Annotated in this window: 14 protein-coding genes; 11 read left to right on the plus strand and 3 right to left on the minus strand. The window is 69.1% G+C overall.

All coding sequences use genetic code 11. The features are described 5' to 3' along the window. Window positions 1-77 precede the first annotated feature (77 nt). From ACIA49_RS15155 to ACIA49_RS15170, 4 genes are all read left to right on the plus strand, one after another. On the plus strand, window positions 78-653 hold the full coding sequence (locus ACIA49_RS15155) for a DUF6504 family protein (protein ID WP_396377747.1): 576 nt from the start codon (window positions 78-80) through the stop codon (window positions 651-653). Further along, window positions 650-1,123: an SAV_6107 family HEPN domain-containing protein gene (locus ACIA49_RS15160; RefSeq protein ID WP_396377748.1), complete on the plus strand. Its 474-nt coding sequence runs from the start codon at window positions 650-652 to the stop codon at window positions 1,121-1,123. Before ACIA49_RS15155 ends, ACIA49_RS15160 begins: the two co-directional genes overlap by 4 nt. Window positions 1,124-1,271: 148 nt before the next feature. Further along, on the plus strand, window positions 1,272-2,018 hold the full coding sequence (locus ACIA49_RS15165; RefSeq protein WP_391542071.1) for a class I SAM-dependent methyltransferase: 747 nt from the start codon (window positions 1,272-1,274) through the stop codon (window positions 2,016-2,018). A gap of 285 nt (window positions 2,019-2,303) precedes the next feature. Beyond that, window positions 2,304-2,708 carry a DUF3040 domain-containing protein gene (locus ACIA49_RS15170; RefSeq protein ID WP_396377749.1) on the plus strand — a complete coding sequence of 135 codons (405 nt, stop codon included), beginning with the start codon at window positions 2,304-2,306 and terminating at the stop codon, window positions 2,706-2,708. A 75-nt stretch (window positions 2,709-2,783) separates the two neighbouring features. Here the strand turns inward: ACIA49_RS15170 and ACIA49_RS15175 are convergent, their stop codons facing one another. Genes ACIA49_RS15175 through ACIA49_RS15185 form a run of 3 tightly spaced genes read right to left on the minus strand, consistent with a single transcriptional unit; the run spans window position 2,784 to window position 7,363 of the window. Next, a complete protein-coding gene (locus ACIA49_RS15175; RefSeq protein ID WP_396377750.1) occupies window positions 2,784-5,138 on the minus strand; it encodes a transglutaminaseTgpA domain-containing protein in 2,355 nt (784 codons plus the stop codon). After that, window positions 5,135-6,421 carry a DUF58 domain-containing protein gene (locus ACIA49_RS15180; protein WP_396377751.1) on the minus strand — a complete coding sequence of 429 codons (1,287 nt, stop codon included), beginning with the start codon at window positions 6,419-6,421 and terminating at the stop codon, window positions 5,135-5,137. Before ACIA49_RS15180 ends, ACIA49_RS15175 begins: the two co-directional genes overlap by 4 nt. A gap of 3 nt (window positions 6,422-6,424) precedes the next feature. After that, on the minus strand, window positions 6,425-7,363 hold the full coding sequence (locus tag ACIA49_RS15185; protein WP_396377848.1) for an AAA family ATPase: 939 nt from the start codon (window positions 7,361-7,363) through the stop codon (window positions 6,425-6,427). Window positions 7,364-7,841: 478 nt separating this feature from the next. Here ACIA49_RS15185 and mraZ point away from each other — a divergent pair, with 478 nt between their 5' ends. The 7 genes from mraZ to mraY all read left to right on the plus strand — a co-directional run bounded on the left by mraZ (window position 7,842) and on the right by mraY (window position 16,416). Beyond that, window positions 7,842-8,273, plus strand: coding sequence for a division/cell wall cluster transcriptional repressor MraZ (gene mraZ / locus ACIA49_RS15190; RefSeq protein WP_396377752.1), 432 nt, complete (start codon window positions 7,842-7,844; stop codon window positions 8,271-8,273). 259 nt (window positions 8,274-8,532) lie between these two features. Further along, window positions 8,533-9,498: a 16S rRNA (cytosine(1402)-N(4))-methyltransferase RsmH gene (rsmH, locus tag ACIA49_RS15195; RefSeq protein WP_396377753.1), complete on the plus strand. Its 966-nt coding sequence runs from the start codon at window positions 8,533-8,535 to the stop codon at window positions 9,496-9,498. Next, entirely contained in the window at window positions 9,498-10,142 is a 645-nt protein-coding gene (locus ACIA49_RS15200; protein WP_396377754.1) for a hypothetical protein, read from the plus strand. Before rsmH ends, ACIA49_RS15200 begins: the two co-directional genes overlap by 1 nt. Before the next feature lie 274 nt (window positions 10,143-10,416). After that, a complete protein-coding gene (locus tag ACIA49_RS15205; protein WP_396377755.1) occupies window positions 10,417-12,378 on the plus strand; it encodes a peptidoglycan D,D-transpeptidase FtsI family protein in 1,962 nt (653 codons plus the stop codon). Between the two features lie 128 nt (window positions 12,379-12,506). Then, window positions 12,507-13,952 carry a UDP-N-acetylmuramoyl-L-alanyl-D-glutamate--2,6-diaminopimelate ligase gene (locus tag ACIA49_RS15210; RefSeq protein WP_396377849.1) on the plus strand — a complete coding sequence of 482 codons (1,446 nt, stop codon included), beginning with the start codon at window positions 12,507-12,509 and terminating at the stop codon, window positions 13,950-13,952. Further along, window positions 13,949-15,343 (plus strand): UDP-N-acetylmuramoyl-tripeptide--D-alanyl-D-alanine ligase, encoded by a 1,395-nt coding sequence (murF, locus tag ACIA49_RS15215; protein WP_396377756.1) that lies wholly within the window; start codon window positions 13,949-13,951, stop codon window positions 15,341-15,343. The genes ACIA49_RS15210 and murF overlap by 4 nt, the downstream gene beginning before the upstream one ends. Next, on the plus strand, window positions 15,340-16,416 hold the full coding sequence (gene mraY, locus ACIA49_RS15220) for a phospho-N-acetylmuramoyl-pentapeptide-transferase (protein ID WP_396377757.1): 1,077 nt from the start codon (window positions 15,340-15,342) through the stop codon (window positions 16,414-16,416). Before murF ends, mraY begins: the two co-directional genes overlap by 4 nt. The last annotated feature ends 14 nt before the right edge of the window (window positions 16,417-16,430 follow it).

Consider the following 16,430-nt stretch of genomic DNA (forward strand, 5'->3'; position numbering starts at 1 on the left):
ATCACGGTCCCGCCCATCGGGACTCCGCCCCCGCCGTCGACGAAGAGCAGCAGGCCGTTCACAGGAGGCGATGGAGCATGTGGGAGTTCGACGAGGCCGTCGAGGTGCGTTCGAGTGTCGTGGACGGCGTCGAGTCTCCTGAGCAGTTCCTCTGGCGTGGCCGGTTGTGGCGGGTCTGCTCCGTGCAGGCGCACTGGACCGAGACCGCGGCCTGGTGGGAGCGCGGCGTGATCGGCACCTCTTCGTACGACGACCGGCTGGTCGACGACCGCCGCGGCCCCTGGTCGCAGCGGGTTCCGAACGGCGTGGCGACGCCGGTGCATCCCCGTTCCCGCGCCGAGTGCGTCGCCACGCACGCGCCCGGCGGGGGCGCCGCCACCTACGCCCCCGCCGGGACCCCGGAAGAGTGCGCGCCCGGGATGGCGACCGTGGGCGCCGTGATGGCCGCCGGCCTGTTCGACGCCCACCCGGCCGGCTCGGGAATGGCGAACAGCCCGGCCGCCGTTGGTGTCTTGGACGCGGACTGGGGTCCGCGGCGCGCGGTGTACCGAGTGGAGGCGGGCTGTGGCCGGCACGGACGGCGGGAGCTGTTCGACCTGGCGCACGACCCGGACTCCGGCCGCTGGCAACTGGAAAGGGTGACCGACCGATGACCGTTTCTCCGGTGTCTCCGATCGCCGCCGGCGCCGCCGGCCGCGAGCTGTCCCGCGCCCGCGCCGCCCTGGCCGAGGCGATCGACACGAACGACCACCTGCTCCGCTACTCGAGCGCGCACATCGCCGCCCTCCGGGTCGCGGCCGCTGTCCTCGCCGTCCGCGCCCGCCCGGTCCGCTCCGGCAGCCGCCGGCGCGCCCAGCGCAACGCGTGGGTCCTGCTCGCCGAGGTCGCTCCCGAGTTCGCCGAGTGGGCCACCTTCTTCGCCGCCGGCGCTTCCCAGCGCGCCGCCGCCGAGGCAGGCCTCGAGCGTTCCGTCACCACCCGCGAGGCCGACGACCTCATCCGTGCCGTCGAGACCTTCTACGCCCAGGTGGAAGCAAGCCTGCGCCTGTCCACCACCCCGGCCCTCACCGCCACCACCGACCCGGCCTCCGTCCTGGCCCAACCCTGGATGCAAGCCAGCTAACCGCCGCCCAGCGGTCAGCCCATCACCCCACAGGCGCGGGGTGATGGGCTGACTCATGTCCCCGGCAGAGAGTGGGTTTGCCGGTTGTGGCAAGGCGGGAAGTAGGGTGTGGCGCGTCGGGGGTTGGTGTCGTGGAAGGGTTTGCGTGATGGTGGATCGGCGGCGGCGGGCCGTGCGGACGGCGCTGGTGGGCGAGGCTCTGCGCGTTGCGTTGGCGGGGCGGGGCCGGGTCGATCCTGGAGCGGGGCTGGACATCGTGGACCTGGGTGGTGGCACCGGTGGGTTCGCGGTACCGCTGGCGGTCGAAGGACACCGGGTGACGGTCGTCGATCCGAGTCCGGACGCGTTGGCGTCGCTCGAGCGACGGGCTCGTGACGAAGGCGTCAGCGAGCTGGTTCGTGGCGTGCAGGGCGACGCCGCCGAGCTTCCCGGGTTGGCGGGGGAGTCGAGTGCGGATGCAGTGCTGTGTCACGGCGTGCTCGAGTACGTCGACGATCCCGTGCAGGCCTTGCAGGCGATGGCCTCGGTGTTGCGGGAGGGCGGCGTACTGAGTCTGCTTGTTGCCCAGCGCAACGCGGTGGTGCTCGCCCGGGCGCTGGCCGGTCACCTGACCGAGGCGCGGGTCGCATTGCAGGATGCGGATGGGCGTTGGGGTGCCAACGACCCGATGCCGCGCCGGTTCGACGAGGCCGGGATCAGTGCGCAGCTCGCGGACGCCGGCTTCATGGTGCACACCGTGCACGGGGTGCGGACCTTCGCCGATCTGGTTCCGTCGGCGTTCGTGGACTCCGAGCCGGGAGCGGCCGAGTCGCTGGCCGAGTTGGAGCGAACTGCCAGCCAACACCCAGCTTTCCGCGCGCTGGCCACGCAGCTGCACATTCTCGCCACTCGCTGACCTCACTCGCTGACCTCTCAGAGGCCACGCAATCGGGTGAAGGTTGCGGAGTGTGGTTGATCACGCAGTATCTGTTCCGGGAGCGGTTCCGGGACCGATCTGAGCGTTCCGAGGTGCCCGAAGGGGTGCTGACACGCCGCCGGGTGGCGGATTCGGGGGCACTGTGATGGGGGGAGTTGCGCGACCGTGACGCGCGGGACAGGCGGTCAGGGTTTCGTGTGACGCTGGCGCGGCCTAGACTGAAGGTGGCCTATCGAGATCGCGCTCACCATGGAGGGATCGACGGTGCCCCTCTCGGAAGAAGAGCAGCGCCAGTTCGAGCAGCTCGAACGCGCCCTGGCAGCGGAAGACCCGAAGTTTGTCTCCGCCATGCGAGGGACGAATGTGCGCGCTTATTACAAGCGGCGGGCAGTGCTCGCCGGTGTTGGGTTCGTGCTCGGCATCGCGGTGCTGATGACCGGCGCGATCCTGCCCAACACCATCATCGGAGTCATCGGCTTCGTGATGATGGTCGCCTGCCTCTACATCGCCGCGCTGAGTATGAAGCGGATCAGCAACGCGGGCGATGCGGACGACCTCCCGCCCCCGCCGCCGTCCTCGAAGCGGCACCGGACCAAACACGACTCCTCCGGCAGCTTCATGGAGCGGATGGAAGACCGCTGGCGCCGCCGGCGCGACGAAGACCTCTAAAGCGTTCGACGCAAGAACCGCACCTGAGTCCCTGGTGGACTCGGGTGCGGTTCCTTTGTGCGTGCGGAGCTGGAGCTAGTTGGCGTGCCGCCGGCGGAGGATCGTGCTCCGCAGCCGGGCCAGCAGCAGGTCGAACTCGTCCAGCAGGTCGGACGCCTCCGTGGTGCCGCGGCTCAGGTACCAGCGCCACGACGGCGGCAGCAGCCGAGCACGCCAGCGACGACGGGTCGTGGCCTGCTTCCACAGTGCCTTCCGGATCACGGTCGTGTCCGGGCGGAGGTCCACGTCCAGGTCGGCAGCACCGGCGTACCGCATCGCTTCGATGCTGCGGGCAAGCCGCAGGGCCGACGGATGTGCCTCATCGGGCAGCTTGGTGATCAGCCACTCGCCGGACTGGCGTGGCGTCGAGACGTCGTTCCAGTCCAGGCCCAGGTCGCGCGACGTGTCGCGGATCTCCGACCAGAGTCCCTCCGCCGCGAGGCGGCTCGGTGACCGGCTGAACCGCTTCCGCCGGTTCAGGCTGCGCAGGATCCACGGAATCAGCAGCACCAGTACGACGAGCGCCACGATCCCGATCGTCCTTGCGCCACCGTTGGTGAACCAGTTGCCGCTGTCGAAGGCCGCGCCGCCGCCGAGGTCGGTCTGGTCGCGACCGTTGTTGGGCTTGGAGATGTTCGGGTCCTCGGTCTGGCCCGGCGTGGTCGGCACGGTCGTCGGCGCCGTGGTCGGGTTGGTCGAGTCCGGCGACGGAACCGTCCAGTCCGGCGTACTCGCGACCCGGGTGGCCGGGGTCGGTTCGAACCGCACCCAGCCGACACCTTCGAAGTACAGCTCGGGCCAGGCGTGCATGTCGTGCATGCGGACCGTGTACTGACCGTCCTTGCCGGCCTGGCCGGGCAGGAAGCCGATGCCGACGCGGGACGGGATGCCGACCAGCCGAGCCATCAGCGCCATGCCGGTGGCGAACTGCTCGCAGTACCCGGTCTTGTTCTCGAGCAGGAAGTCCTCGATCGCCTTCATGCCGCTGCCGCGCTGGTTCGCGGTGCTGTAGGTGAAGCCGCCGTCGGTACGGAAGAACTTCTGCAGGGCCACCGCCTGGGCGTACTTGTTGTTCTCCGCCCCTTTGGTGACCTGCTCGGTCAGGTCCTTGATCTTCTGCGGAACGTTGCGCGGGATCTGATCGGTGAACTGGTCCGGCGCTCCGCGGGAGATGACGTTGCGCAGTTGCGATTCGGTCGGTCGCAGGTCGTAGGAGGTCACGGTGTACTTCTTGCCGCTGACGACGGCGCCGTCGGAGGAGAAGACATCCAGCGAACTGACGTTGTACGCCCAGTCGCGGCGCAGCGAGATCGACTGGGTCGGGTAGGGGATCGGGGCGAACTGGGACCGGAAGTACTTGCCCACCTCGATCTCCATCTTGACCTTCGGCACCTGGCTGCGGTCACCGGTGAAACCGGGCGGGACCAGTTCGTTGTCGATCTTGCGGCCCTTGCCGCGTTCGGAGATCCGCCAGGTGTTGCCGTCGAACTGGTCGAGTGCGGTCAGCCGCAGATAGGTGCCGCCGGACGGACCGCCCTTGTAGGTCAGGGCGACGTTGTTCGCGCCCTGCTTCAGGTTCTTGCCCATGTCGAGCATCGGGTCGGTCGTCGAGATCGAGGTGCCGATGCCCGTGCCGCCGCCACCGCCACCGCCCAGGCCGTTGCCGATGACACCTTCCGGCAGGGTCGGCAGCAGAGCGGGAATCAACGCGGCCAGAGCGACCACGCTGAGCCCGATCCGTCGGCCTGCTTGGCCGAGCGCAGAGGCCTCGACCGGCTCGGCCGCATCCAGGTGGGAGACGCCGGAGATCCGTCGGCCCCAACGGCTGAGCCGGCTGCGGCCCTCTGCCGACAGCAACACGATGTAGCCCACCGCGGGCGGGATGAAGAGCAGTGCGGGCAATCCGCCGTGCACGGTCGCGGCCGGCACCGTGTACATGATCAGCAGCAGCAGTCCGGCCCACGCCGCCTGCCGCAACTGGACGGCGATGACGTGGATCAGCAGACCGGTGACCGAGATGACCGTGGTGGCGAACAGCAGCAGGTTCCCGTCCGGGGGCAGGGGAGCGCTGTACTGGTTGATCGAGCCCATCGCGTTGACCAGCTGCGAGTTGAACTCGATCGCGGTCCCGCCGGTCGGCAGCAGGCCGAACTTCAGCGTGTCTCGCAGGAAGAACAAGGAGATCAGCTCGACGAGCACCAGCAACTGCACGATCGGTACGACGACCCGTGGCGCGCGCAGGTTCTGCAGCAGCACGCCGACGCCGGTGATGATCGCGCACAGGAACGCACTGATGAACAGGAACGGCCCGGAGAACACCGGCGTCAGCACGAGCGATCCGAGGACGGTGGCGCCCCAGGCGGCGAGTGAGATCCGAGCGTGTCCGGTCATGCGATTCTCCCGGTTCGTAGTCCTAGGCCGGACCACACAGTGGGTAGCTGGTCGCCGCGCTGGACTCTGGCGACTCGCCAGCCGTTGCGGCGGAGCTCGTTCTCGGTGGCGTCCGTGGCGGCGGTCAGCCGGGCCGCCTTCTCGGTCGCCTCGGCACCGACTGCCCAGCTGGCCGCGTCGAGCACGAGGGCGACGCCGGTGGCCTGGCTGGTCCGCCAGCGATTGAGTGCGGTGATGTCGTCACCGGTGCAGGCGCCGAGGATCGCGATCACCAGACTCGGCTCCTGGGCGTGCCGGTCGACGGTCAGCAGTGGCCCGATCTCGGCGTACCGGTGTTCCTCGACGGTCGCGCACTCGGTGAGCAACTGTTGCGAGGTCAGGGGTTGGTGGACGGCGGTCGACGACCGGTGGTTGATCGCCGAGAGGGTGGTCGGGCCGCCGAGCATCGTGGTGGCGTAGCCGCGGCGAATGCGGTCGGCGCCGATCGAGGCGGCCGCGCTGACCGCCCACTCCAGGCTGGACGACGGTCCGTGGCCGTGGTGAGAGATCGTCCGGGCGTCGATGAAGACCGAGCACCGGCTCTGCCAGGGCTGCTCTTCCCGGCGCACCATCAGCTCGCCGCGTCGTGCGGTCGAGCGCCAGTGCACCCGGCGGAGGTCGTCGCCGTCGCGGTACTCGCGGACGGTCGCGTCCTCCTCACCGGCCGAGGCGATCGCGCGCGGCCGGTTCTCACCCGAGCCGGCCCGGTCCGCACCCAACCGGATCTCAGGCAGCTTGTAGACCCGCGGCGTGACCAGCAGGTGCTGGCTGCGGGTGAACGTCCGGCTCGTCTCGACGAGACCGAACGGGTCGGCCACCGTCAGCATCAACGGCCCGACCTGGAACAGTCCCCGGACGTCGGACTTCACCGGATACGAGACGGTACGACGCCAGTTCGGGCTGACGCGGTCGACCACGAACCGGGGCCGATGCCCCAGGACATAAGGAATGCGGTCCTCGAGCAGCAGCAACCCGGCCGGCATCCGGCCCTCGTTGCTCAACGTGAGCTCGACGGTGGCCTGGGTCCCGACCGGGATCTGGTTCGGGGTGAGGCTGCGGCGGACCTGCAGCCGTAGCCGGGTGCGGCCGACGACCAGGGCGGCGACGACCGGAAGCGCGACGAGCAGGATGCCGACGCGCAACAGGTCCTTCTGCCCGAGCAGGAGCGCGCACAGCGACGCGGTGATCCCGGCCGCCACGAACGCCCGCCCTCTGGTGGTCAGCCCGCGCAAAGCCTGCCGCATGGCTCAGTCCCGACGTGTGCGAGGCAGCGGCACCGAGGAGACCAGCCCAGCGACGATGTCAGCTGAGCCGCGCCCACCGAGATGCGCTTCAGCCGCGGGGAGGACGCGGTGCGCGAGCACCGGCACCGCCAGCTCCTGGATGTCGTCGGGCAGGACGAACTCGCGCGAGTCCAGTGCTGCCGCGGCCCGCGCTGCCCGGATCAGGTGCAGTGTTGCCCGCGGGGATGCCCCGAGGCGCAGCTCCTGCGAACGACGGGTCGCGCCGACCAGACCGATGGCGTACTCCTTGACCGACTCCGAGACGTGCACGGACTGCACGGTCTTCACCAGCCGGAGGATCTGCTGGCCGTCGGTGACCGCCTGCAGGTTCGCCAGCGGGTCGTCGGCCGCGTGACCGTCGAGCATCCGCAGCTCGGCCGCCGGCTCGGGGTACCCCATCGAGACCCGGGCCATGAACCGGTCGCGCTGCGCCTCGGGCAGCGGGTACGTGCCCTCCATCTCGATCGGGTTCTGGGTCGCGATCACCATGAACGGCGCCTCGAGCAGGTACGTCGTGGTGTCGACGGTGACCTGACGCTCCTCCATCGACTCCAGCAGTGCGGCCTGGGTCTTCGGCGAGGCGCGGTTGATCTCGTCGCCGACGACGATGTTCGCGAACACCGCGCCCGGCTTGAACTCGAAGTCGCGGATCTCCTGGTTGAAGACCGAGACGCCGGTGATGTCGGACGGCAGCAGGTCCGGCGTGAACTGGATCCGGCGGACGCTGCAGTCGATCGACTTGGCCAGCGCCTTCGCGAGCATCGTCTTGCCGACGCCCGGTACGTCCTCGATCAGGAGATGGCCTTCGGCCAGCAGGACGGTGATGGCGACCTCGACCACGTCGGGCTTGCCTTCGATCACCTGCTCGATCGCGCGGCGGACGCGGCCGGCGACTTCGGACAGTTCGTCGAAGTCTCCGCCTCCTGCCAGCGGGCTGGTCGCGGTGGTGCTCACCCTGAGTCCTCCCCATTGATTTGACGGCCGACACATTCTCACCCGGAGTGAGGGTCGGACCTAGAGCAGCGGATGTTTCGTTACCTGGCGTTTCGGTGCCCTCCCAGCGTACGGGCGGGGGAAATCCCGGGTGCGGCGTTCGACGCCGGAAACAGCCGATCGGTTCGCACCTTTCTTCTACCCGTTCCGCCGGGTCACTCCACTTCCCTCCACTTCGGTCCTCCCTTTTCCTCCACCGGGCCCCGGACGGGTCCCTGCAGGCGCAACGACACGCGGGACACGCCAGCCCGATTTGCGCTTGGAGTGGGGCATAGGGGGCGGAAGTTGGTTGACGGTGGGGCGAAGTGGAGTAAGGTGGAGCGCAGTGGAACCAAAGTGGTAGAAGCAGCTCACCTGAGACAGAGAGCCCGCAACGGGGAGGTGGAGCGTGTTCCTCGGAACTCACTTCCCCAAGCTCGACGACAAAGGACGGCTGTTCCTGCCGGCGAAGTTCCGCGACGAACTGGCGGACGGCCTCGTCATCACCCGCGGTCAGGAACGATCGCTGGCGGTCTGGCCCGAAGCGGAGTTCGTCCAGCTGACCGAGCAGTTGAAGCAGGCGCCGATCACCAACAAGGGTGCGCGGGACTACCTACGGATGTTGTTCGCCGGAGCCTCCAACGAGGTGCCGGACAAGCAGGGCCGGGTCACCATCCCGCCGATGCTGCGCGATTACGCGGGACTGGATCGCGACTGTGTCGTCATCGGGGCGATGAACCGGGTGGAGATCTGGAACACGGAGAACTGGAACAGGTACTCCCAGGAGCAGGAGCAGGCATTCGCCGATCTCTCCGAAGAGGTACTTCCCGGCATCTTCTAAGGCGACAGAGCTTCTGAACAAAAGAATGAGTCTGCGGCGCGCGAGCACACCGGCCGTCCGGTGAGATCACGGGTCCGACCTCCGACTTCGAGTGTTGACGCCACTTCCCCGGCGGCAAACGACGAAGTACTTCCCCGGACGTCGTACCCGCGATCTGACCGGACGGAGTCATATCCGGCCGTCGGCTCACCACAGCACCACGAACATCAGGGACCTGCGGGGGCAGGGTCGCTCCCGCAGCGACGAGAAGGGTCGAGACATGGATGCGTCGGAGCGGCATGTGCCGGTGATGCTGGAGCGCGTGGTCGCGCTGCTGGCTCCCGCACTCGCGCAGCCCGGCGCTGTTCTCGTGGACGCGACCCTCGGGCTCGGGGGTCACTCCGAGGCTTTCCTGCAGCAGTTCCCCGACATCCGGCTGATCGGGCTCGACCGGGACCCGGCCGCACTGCGGCTGGCCGGCGAGCGACTGACGCCGTACCAGGACCGGACCACCCTCGTGCACGCCGTGTACGACGAACTGCCGCAGGTGCTCGCGGACCTCGGCGTACCGGCGATCAACGGCATCCTGTTCGACCTGGGTGTCTCCTCGATGCAGCTGGACGAGGCCGACCGTGGGTTCGCCTACGCCCAGGACGCGCCGCTGGACATGCGGATGGATTCGACCGGCCCGACCACCGCGGCCGACATCCTGAACACCTACAGCGCGGCCGAGCTGGCGCGCATCCTGTTCCAGTACGGCGAGGAGAAGTTCTCCCGACGGATCGCGGACCGGATCGTGCGTGAGCGCGAGACCGAACCGTTCACGAACAGTGCTCGGCTGTCCGAGCTGGTGCGCAACGCGATCCCGCAGGCGGCCCGCCGGACCGGTGGACACCCGGCCAAGCGCACCTTCCAGGCGCTGCGGATCGAAGTGAACGGCGAGCTCGACGTCCTGCGCCGGGCCCTCCCGAACGCGCTGGCCTCGCTGGCGCTGCACGGGCGGATCGTCGTGATGAGTTACCAGTCGCTGGAAGACCGGATCGCCAAGCAGACGCTGGCGGCCGGGACCAAGACCGACGTACCGGATGACCTGCCGGTCATCCCAGCCGGTCACGAGCCCTATCTGCGGGTGCTGACCCGGGGCGCCGAGCGGCCGACCGAAGAGGAGGTCGCGGCGAACCCGCGGGCTGCCTCTGCTCGCGTGCGGGCGGCCGAGCGGGTCCGGGAGAAGGGGATGGTGGCCTGATGAGCACTGTGTTCAGTCCGCAGAAGGCGCGGGTCCAGCCCGCGGCCGCACCTGCGAAGCGGTCGGAGCCGAAGCTCCGCGTCGTGTACGGCGCGCCGTTCCGGCCGCCGCGGATGCCGTTCGTGATCTTCGTGGTGTCGCTGCTCGCGGCCGGCCTGATCGGCCTGCTGCTGCTCAACACCGAGCTGCAGCGCGGGACCTTCGGGATCACCAAGCTGAACGACCAGGCGGGTCAGCTGCGCGACCAGCAGGAGCAGCTGGAGAAGCAGGTCCGCACGCTGGAGTCGCCGCAGAACCTGGCGGACCGCGCGCTGAAGATGGGCATGGTGCCGAACCCGAACCCGGTCTTCCTGCGGCTGTCCGACGGGCAGGTGCTCGGCGTACCGAAGGAAGGCAAGGCAGGGACGGGCAAGGCGATGTTCGGGCCCGGTACGCCGGACGGCGCGCAGCCGAAGCCGTCGGCCGGCGCCACCAAGCCGCCTGCCGCGACCACGACCAAGCCACCAGCCAGTACGGCGACGAAGCCGCCCGCCGGTACGGCGACCAAGCCGCCGGCGAACACGCAGACCAACAAGCCGGTCACGCCGGGCACGAACAAGCCCGGTACGACGAAGCCGCCCGCAAACACGACCACCGGGGGATGATCGGATGACGGACCGACGGGGTAACGAGCCGCCACGCAAGGGCGGATCCGGCCGCGGCACACCGCCGCGTTCCACCCCGTCTCGTCCGTCGTCCGCTACGGACCGCACGCGTGCCACGCCGCAGCGTCCCGAGTCCACCCGCGAACGTCTCCTCCGCCAGGCCCGTGAGCAGGAGGCGCGCGAGCAGGCAGCTGCCGCGCCACGCCGCCCGCGGCCGACTGGCGATGCGCCTCGTCAGCGGGCCGAGTCTCGACCGCGGAGGGACGGCGAGCCGATGCGTCGCCCCGCGGCCAACGGCGGACCGCGGAAGGTGGCAGCCAAGAAGGGTGCCGCTAAGAAGGCGCCAGCCAAGAAGGCCCCGGCTAAGAAGAGCAGTGCGCGGAAGCGGCCGCCACAGAACCGGCCCCAGCCACGGCCGAAGAAGCCACGCGCCAAGAAGCCACCACGCACGCTGACGCTGGGGCGGTCGACGCTGCGGCTGCGGCTGACCTTCGGCGTGATGGCGTTCGTGCTGTCGCTGTTCGCCGGTCGTCTTGTCCTGCTGCAGGGCGTGGACCCGGACAGCTACGCGCTGGCCGCGAGCAAGGAGAACAACAAGACCTACGTCCTGCACGCGTCGCGTGGCTCGATCACCGACCGCAACGGTGTGGAGTTCTCGGTCACCGAGGACACCGTCCGGATCGTCGCGGACCCGAGCCAGACCAAGCCGGTCGCGCCACAGCTGGTGTCGATCCTGGCGCCGAAGCTCGCCGGGATCATCACGCCGGCCGAGCTGCTCGTCCGCCTCACCAAAAAGGGCCGGTACGTCCAGCTGGCCGAAAGGGTCGCCCCGCAGACGTGGAACGAGATCCAGGCCGAGGTCAAGGCCGCCAACAAGGTGATCGCCCAGCAGAACAAGGGCAAGCCGACGCTGGAGAAGGCGCCCGCGCTGCTCGGTCTGTACACCGAGGCGGACCCGACGCGTAATCACCCCAACGGCACCATCGCCGCGACCGTGGTCGGTGTCACCGGTGACGACGGCAAGGGCAAGTCCGGGCTGGAGTACGGCCTCAACGACAAGCTGTCCGGTCAGGACGGTCAGGCGATCTACGAGGTCGACGCGAACGGCAACAAGATCCCGAACGCGAACCACACGGTCGAGGAGCCGCGGCCGGGCGTCGGCGCGCAGCTGACCCTGGACTCCGATCTGCAGTGGTTCGCCGAGAAGCGGATCGAGCAGGCCGTCAAGCAGTACAAGGCCAGCGGCGGCACGGTGATCGTGCAGGAGGTCAAGTCGGGCGAGATCCTGGCGATGGCCAACTACCCGACCTTCGACCCGAACAGCAAGACGTTCAAGTCCAGCGACCTGACGAACGCTGCGCTGGAGCGCACCTACGAGCCGGGCAGTGTGCAGAAGGTCGTCACGATGGCGGCCCTGGCCGACGCCGGACTGATCGACCTGAACACCAAGCTCACGGTGCCGGGCAAGATCAAGCTGCCGGGTGGCTGGGTCAAGGACCACTGGGTCCACGGTGACCTGAACCTGACCATCGCCGGCGTGATCGCGAAGTCGTCGAACGTCGGAACCATCATGGCCGCGCAGCAGATGCGGATCCCGACGTTCGTGAAGTACCTGCACGACTTCGGCTTCGGCGAGCCCACCGGTCTCGGCTTCCCCGGTGAGAGCAAGGGCCGCCTGATGCCGGGCGACGAGTGGCCGGAGATCACCCGGTCGAACGTCGCGTTCGGTCAGGGCCTGTCGGTGAACGCGGTCCAGGAGGCGTCCGCGGTGAACGCGGTCGCCAACGGCGGCGTCTACGTGCCCCCGAAGCTGGTCCGGAACTGGATCGAGCCCAACGGCAGCCTGACCCCGAACACGACGGCACCGCCGCGGCGCGTGGTGAGTGAGAAGGCCGCCAAGGAGGTCGCCACCATGATGGAGGCGGTGACCGCGGAGAAGGGCACCGCGCCGCAGGCGGCGATCGACGGCTACCTGGTCGCCGGCAAGACCGGTACGGCGCAGCAGGTCGACTCGGCGTGCAGTTGCTACCAGAAGTGGGCGACTTCTTTTGCCGGATTTGCTCCGGCCGACAACCCGCGCTTCGTTGTGTACGTCGTACTGCACGACCCGACAGGTGCTCGGGGTGGCGGTTTCCAAGGAGGACCGGTGTTCCGCGACGTGATGAGCTACGCACTGCAGAAGTACGCAGTCCCACCGACGGGGGCGAAGCAGCAGAACGTCCCGATCACCTGGTGACTCAGGGTCAGGTAGGTGTCGAAGGGTCCGGAGCGGTAGCCTCTGGGCCCGTGTCCACCCCTACCGCCGCAGGCGGTGCCGTAGCAGCGATCAGACCCCGGCACGTGGTGCCGGTTGCCCTCTCCGACCTGGCGTTCCTGGTCGGGGCAGCCGCCCCTGACCGGCCGGTCGAGATCACCGGAGTCACCCTCGACTCCCGTTCCGTTCTCCCTGGTGACCTGTACGCCGCTCTGCCCGGTGCGAACACGCACGGCGCGGCCTTCGTGGCCAAGGCGGCCGAGGCGGGAGCGGTCGCCGTACTGACCGACCCGGCCGGAGCGGAGCGTGCCCGAGCGACCGGCCTGCCCGTCCTCGTGATCGACAAGCCCCGTGACGTGCTCGGTGCGGTCGCCTCGCACGTCTACGGTGAGCCGACCAGCCAGATGCGGCTCCTGGGGATCACCGGGACCAACGGCAAGACCACTACCAGCTTCCTGCTCGACTCGGTACTGCGGCAGCTCGGTCCGGCCGGGATGATCGGCACGATCCAGACCCGCGTCGGTGACGAGGTCGTGAAGAGCGTCCGGACCACTCCGGAGGCCACCGACCTGCAGGCGCTGTTCGCGGTGATGCGTGAGCACGCGGTGCAGTGGTGCTCGATGGAGGTGTCCAGCCACGCGCTGGCGATGGGGCGGGTGGACGGCGCGCGGTACGCGGTGGCCGGCTTCACCAACCTCACGCAGGACCACCTGGACTTCCACAAGACGTTCGAGGAGTACTTCGCCGCCAAGGCGTCGCTGTTCACCCCGGAGCGGTGCGATCTGGCCGTGGTGAACATCGACGACGAGTACGGTCGCCGCCTGGCCGCGCAGACCGTCGTACCGCTCCTGACCGTCTCTACGACGCGTCCAGCCGACTGGACGGTCGTGGACACGCACCAGTCCGACCACGGCACCACCGTCATCGACATCCAGGGCCCAGGCGAGACGCTGACCGTGGAGATCTCCCTGCCGGGAGACTTCAACGTGGCGAACGCTCTGCTGGCCACGGTCATGCTGCGGCAGGTGGGTGTCTCTGCTGAGGCGATCGCCGCCGGGCTGAAGGACGCCGCCGTACCGGGGCGGATGGAGCGCTTCGTCCGGCAGGACGGTGTCGCGGTGATCGTCGACTACGCGCACACGCCGGATGCGGTCGCCCTGGCGTTGCAGGCGGCGCGTGGTGCGACCAAGGGCCGCCTGTTCGCAGTGGTCGGCTGCGGTGGTGACCGTGACCCGGGCAAGCGCCCGGCGATGGGTGCGGCCGCAGCCCGTACGGCGGATGTCGTGATAGTGACCGACGACAACCCGCGCAGCGAGGACCCGGCCGGCATCCGGGCCGCTGCGATCACCGGAGCCCGCGAGGCGGTCCGGGAGGTCGACCTGCACGAGATCGGCGACCGCCGGCGGGCGATCGCCACCGCGATCGAGCTGGCCGGTCCGGGCGACACAGTCGTCGTACTGGGCAAGGGCCATGAGACAGGCCAGGACGTCGGCGGTGTGATCCACCCGTTCGACGACCGCGAAACCGTGCGTGAGTTGTTGGAGGCAGAGCAGTGATAGGCGTCAGGTGCGACGAGATCGCCGCAGCGGTCCACGGCGAACTGGTGGGGGTGGACCCCGCAGCCGTCGTCGACGGCGCTGTGGTGACCGACTCCCGCCAGGCCGTCCCCGGCGGACTGTTCGTCGCCCTCCCCGGTGAGCGCGCCGACGGCCACGACTTCGTGCCCGCGGTCAGCGAGGCCGGAGTCACCGTCTCGTTCACCACTCGTCCGATCGACGGTTGTCCCTGCATCGTCGTCGGCGACACCCAGAAGGCCCTCGGCGACCTGGCCGCGCTGGTCATCAGCCGCCTGCCGGACCTGACGATCATCGGCCTGACCGGTTCGTCGGGGAAGACCAGCACCAAGGACCTGATCGCCCAGCTGCTCGCGCCGTACGGCCCGACGGTGGCCGCGATCGGCTCGCAGAACAACGAGATCGGGCACCCGTTCACCGCGCTGAAGGCGGATCTGTCCACGCGCTTCCTGGTCGCGGAGATGGGCGCGCGGCACGCCGGCGACATCACCTACCTGTGCCGGATCACGCCGCCCAAGGTCGGGCTCGTGCTGAACGTCGGTCACTCGCACATCGGTGAGTTCGGCGGCCAGGACGCGATCGCCGTCGCCAAGGGCGAGCTGATCGAGGCCGTCCAGCCGGGCGGCGTCGCCATCCTGAACGCCGATGACCCGCGCGTGGCCGCGATGGCCGGCCGCACCAAGGAGACCGTGGTCACCTGGGGCGAGGGCCCCGACGCGGACGTGCGCGCGACCGGGGTGGAGCTCGATCCGCTCGGCCGCCCTTCGTTCACGCTGCACCTCGGTGGCGAGGAGCACGCCGTACAGCTGCAGGTTGTCGGCGAGCACCAGGTCGCGAACGCGCTCGCCGCGGCGGCCGCCGTACAGGCTGTTGGTCTGACGCCGGCGCAGATCGCCGAGGGTCTCGCTGCCGCGACGGCTGCTTCGAAGTGGCGCATGGAGGTGACCGAGCGCGCGGACGGCGTGACGATCATCAACGACGCGTACAACGCCAACCCGGAGTCGGTGCGCGCTGCACTCAAGGCGCTGGTCGCGATCGGCCGCGCCCGCGGCGCCCGCACCTGGGCCGTGCTCGGCCCGATGGGCGAGCTGGGGGACAGCCACACCGAGGAGCACGACGGGATCGGCCGGCTGGTCGTCCGTCTTGATGTGCAGCGGCTGGTCGTGGTGGGCGAAGAGGCCCGGCCGATCCACCTCGGGGCGTCCCTGGAAGGATCGTGGGGCAACGAGTCGGCGTACGTCGACACCATGGACGAAGCGCTCGAGCTGCTCGGCAAGGAACTGCAGCGAGGGGATGTGGTGCTGGTGAAGGCATCCCGGTACGTCGGTCTCGACAAACTGGCGACCGCGCTGATCGAGGAGGCCGGTCAGTGATCTCGATCCTGTTCGCCGGCGCCGTCTCGATGGTGCTGACGCTGATCGGCACCCGGTGGGCGATCGCCGTGCTGGCCAAGCGCGGCTACGGCCAGGAGATCCGGACCGACGGCCCGACCTCGCACCACACCAAGCGCGGTACGCCGACGATGGGTGGCACGGTCTTCATCATCGCGACCATCGTCGGGTACTTCGCGGCGAAGCTGTTCACGATGACCGAGCCGACCGCCTCGGCGGTGCTGGTGCTGTTCCTGTTCGCCGGGATGGGCGCCGTCGGGTTCGTCGACGACTTCATCAAGATCTTCCGCCAGCGCAGCCTCGGCCTGCGCAGCAAGGCGAAACTGGCCGGTCAGACGATCATCGCGGTCACCTTCGCCGTCCTCGCGCTGCAGTTCCCCGACGCGCGCGGGCAGCGGCCGGCCTCGCCGTTCATCTCGTTCATCCGCGACATCAGCTGGTTGCAGCTGCTGCCGATCCTGGTCGTGGTCTGGATCCTGCTGCTGATCAACGGCATGTCGAACGGCGTGAACCTGGCCGACGGTCTGGACGGTCTGGCCACCGGCGCGTCGATGATGGTCTTCGGCGCCTACACGCTGATCTGCATCTGGCAGTTCAACCAGAGCTGCGCGACCGCTCCGGGCTCGAAGTGTTACGAGGTCCGAGATCCACACGACCTCGCGGTGGTCGCGGCCGCACTGACCGGCGCGCTCTTCGGATTCCTGTGGTGGAACGCGTCACCCGCCAAGATCTTCATGGGCGACACCGGTTCGCTGTCACTCGGCGGCGCCGTCGCCGGCCTCGCGGTGATGACCCGCACCGAGCTGCTCGTGCTGCTGCTCGGTGGACTGTTCGTGATGATCACCGCCTCGGTGATCCTGCAGGTCACCTGGTTCAAGGTCACCAAGCGGACCTCGGGCGTCGGGAAGCGGCTGTTCCGGATGGCGCCGCTGCAGCATCACTTCGAGATGCTCGGCTGGGAACAGGTCAACGTGGTGATCCGGTTCTGGATCATCCAGGGGCTCTGCACGGTCATCGGCCTCGGACTGTTCTACGCCGAATGGGTGGCTGGATGACCGGGCCGGGTCCG

The organism is Kribbella sp. NPDC051587, from assembly GCF_044453945.1.
In the GTDB taxonomy this organism is placed as follows: Bacteria; Actinomycetota; Actinomycetes; order Propionibacteriales; family Kribbellaceae; genus Kribbella.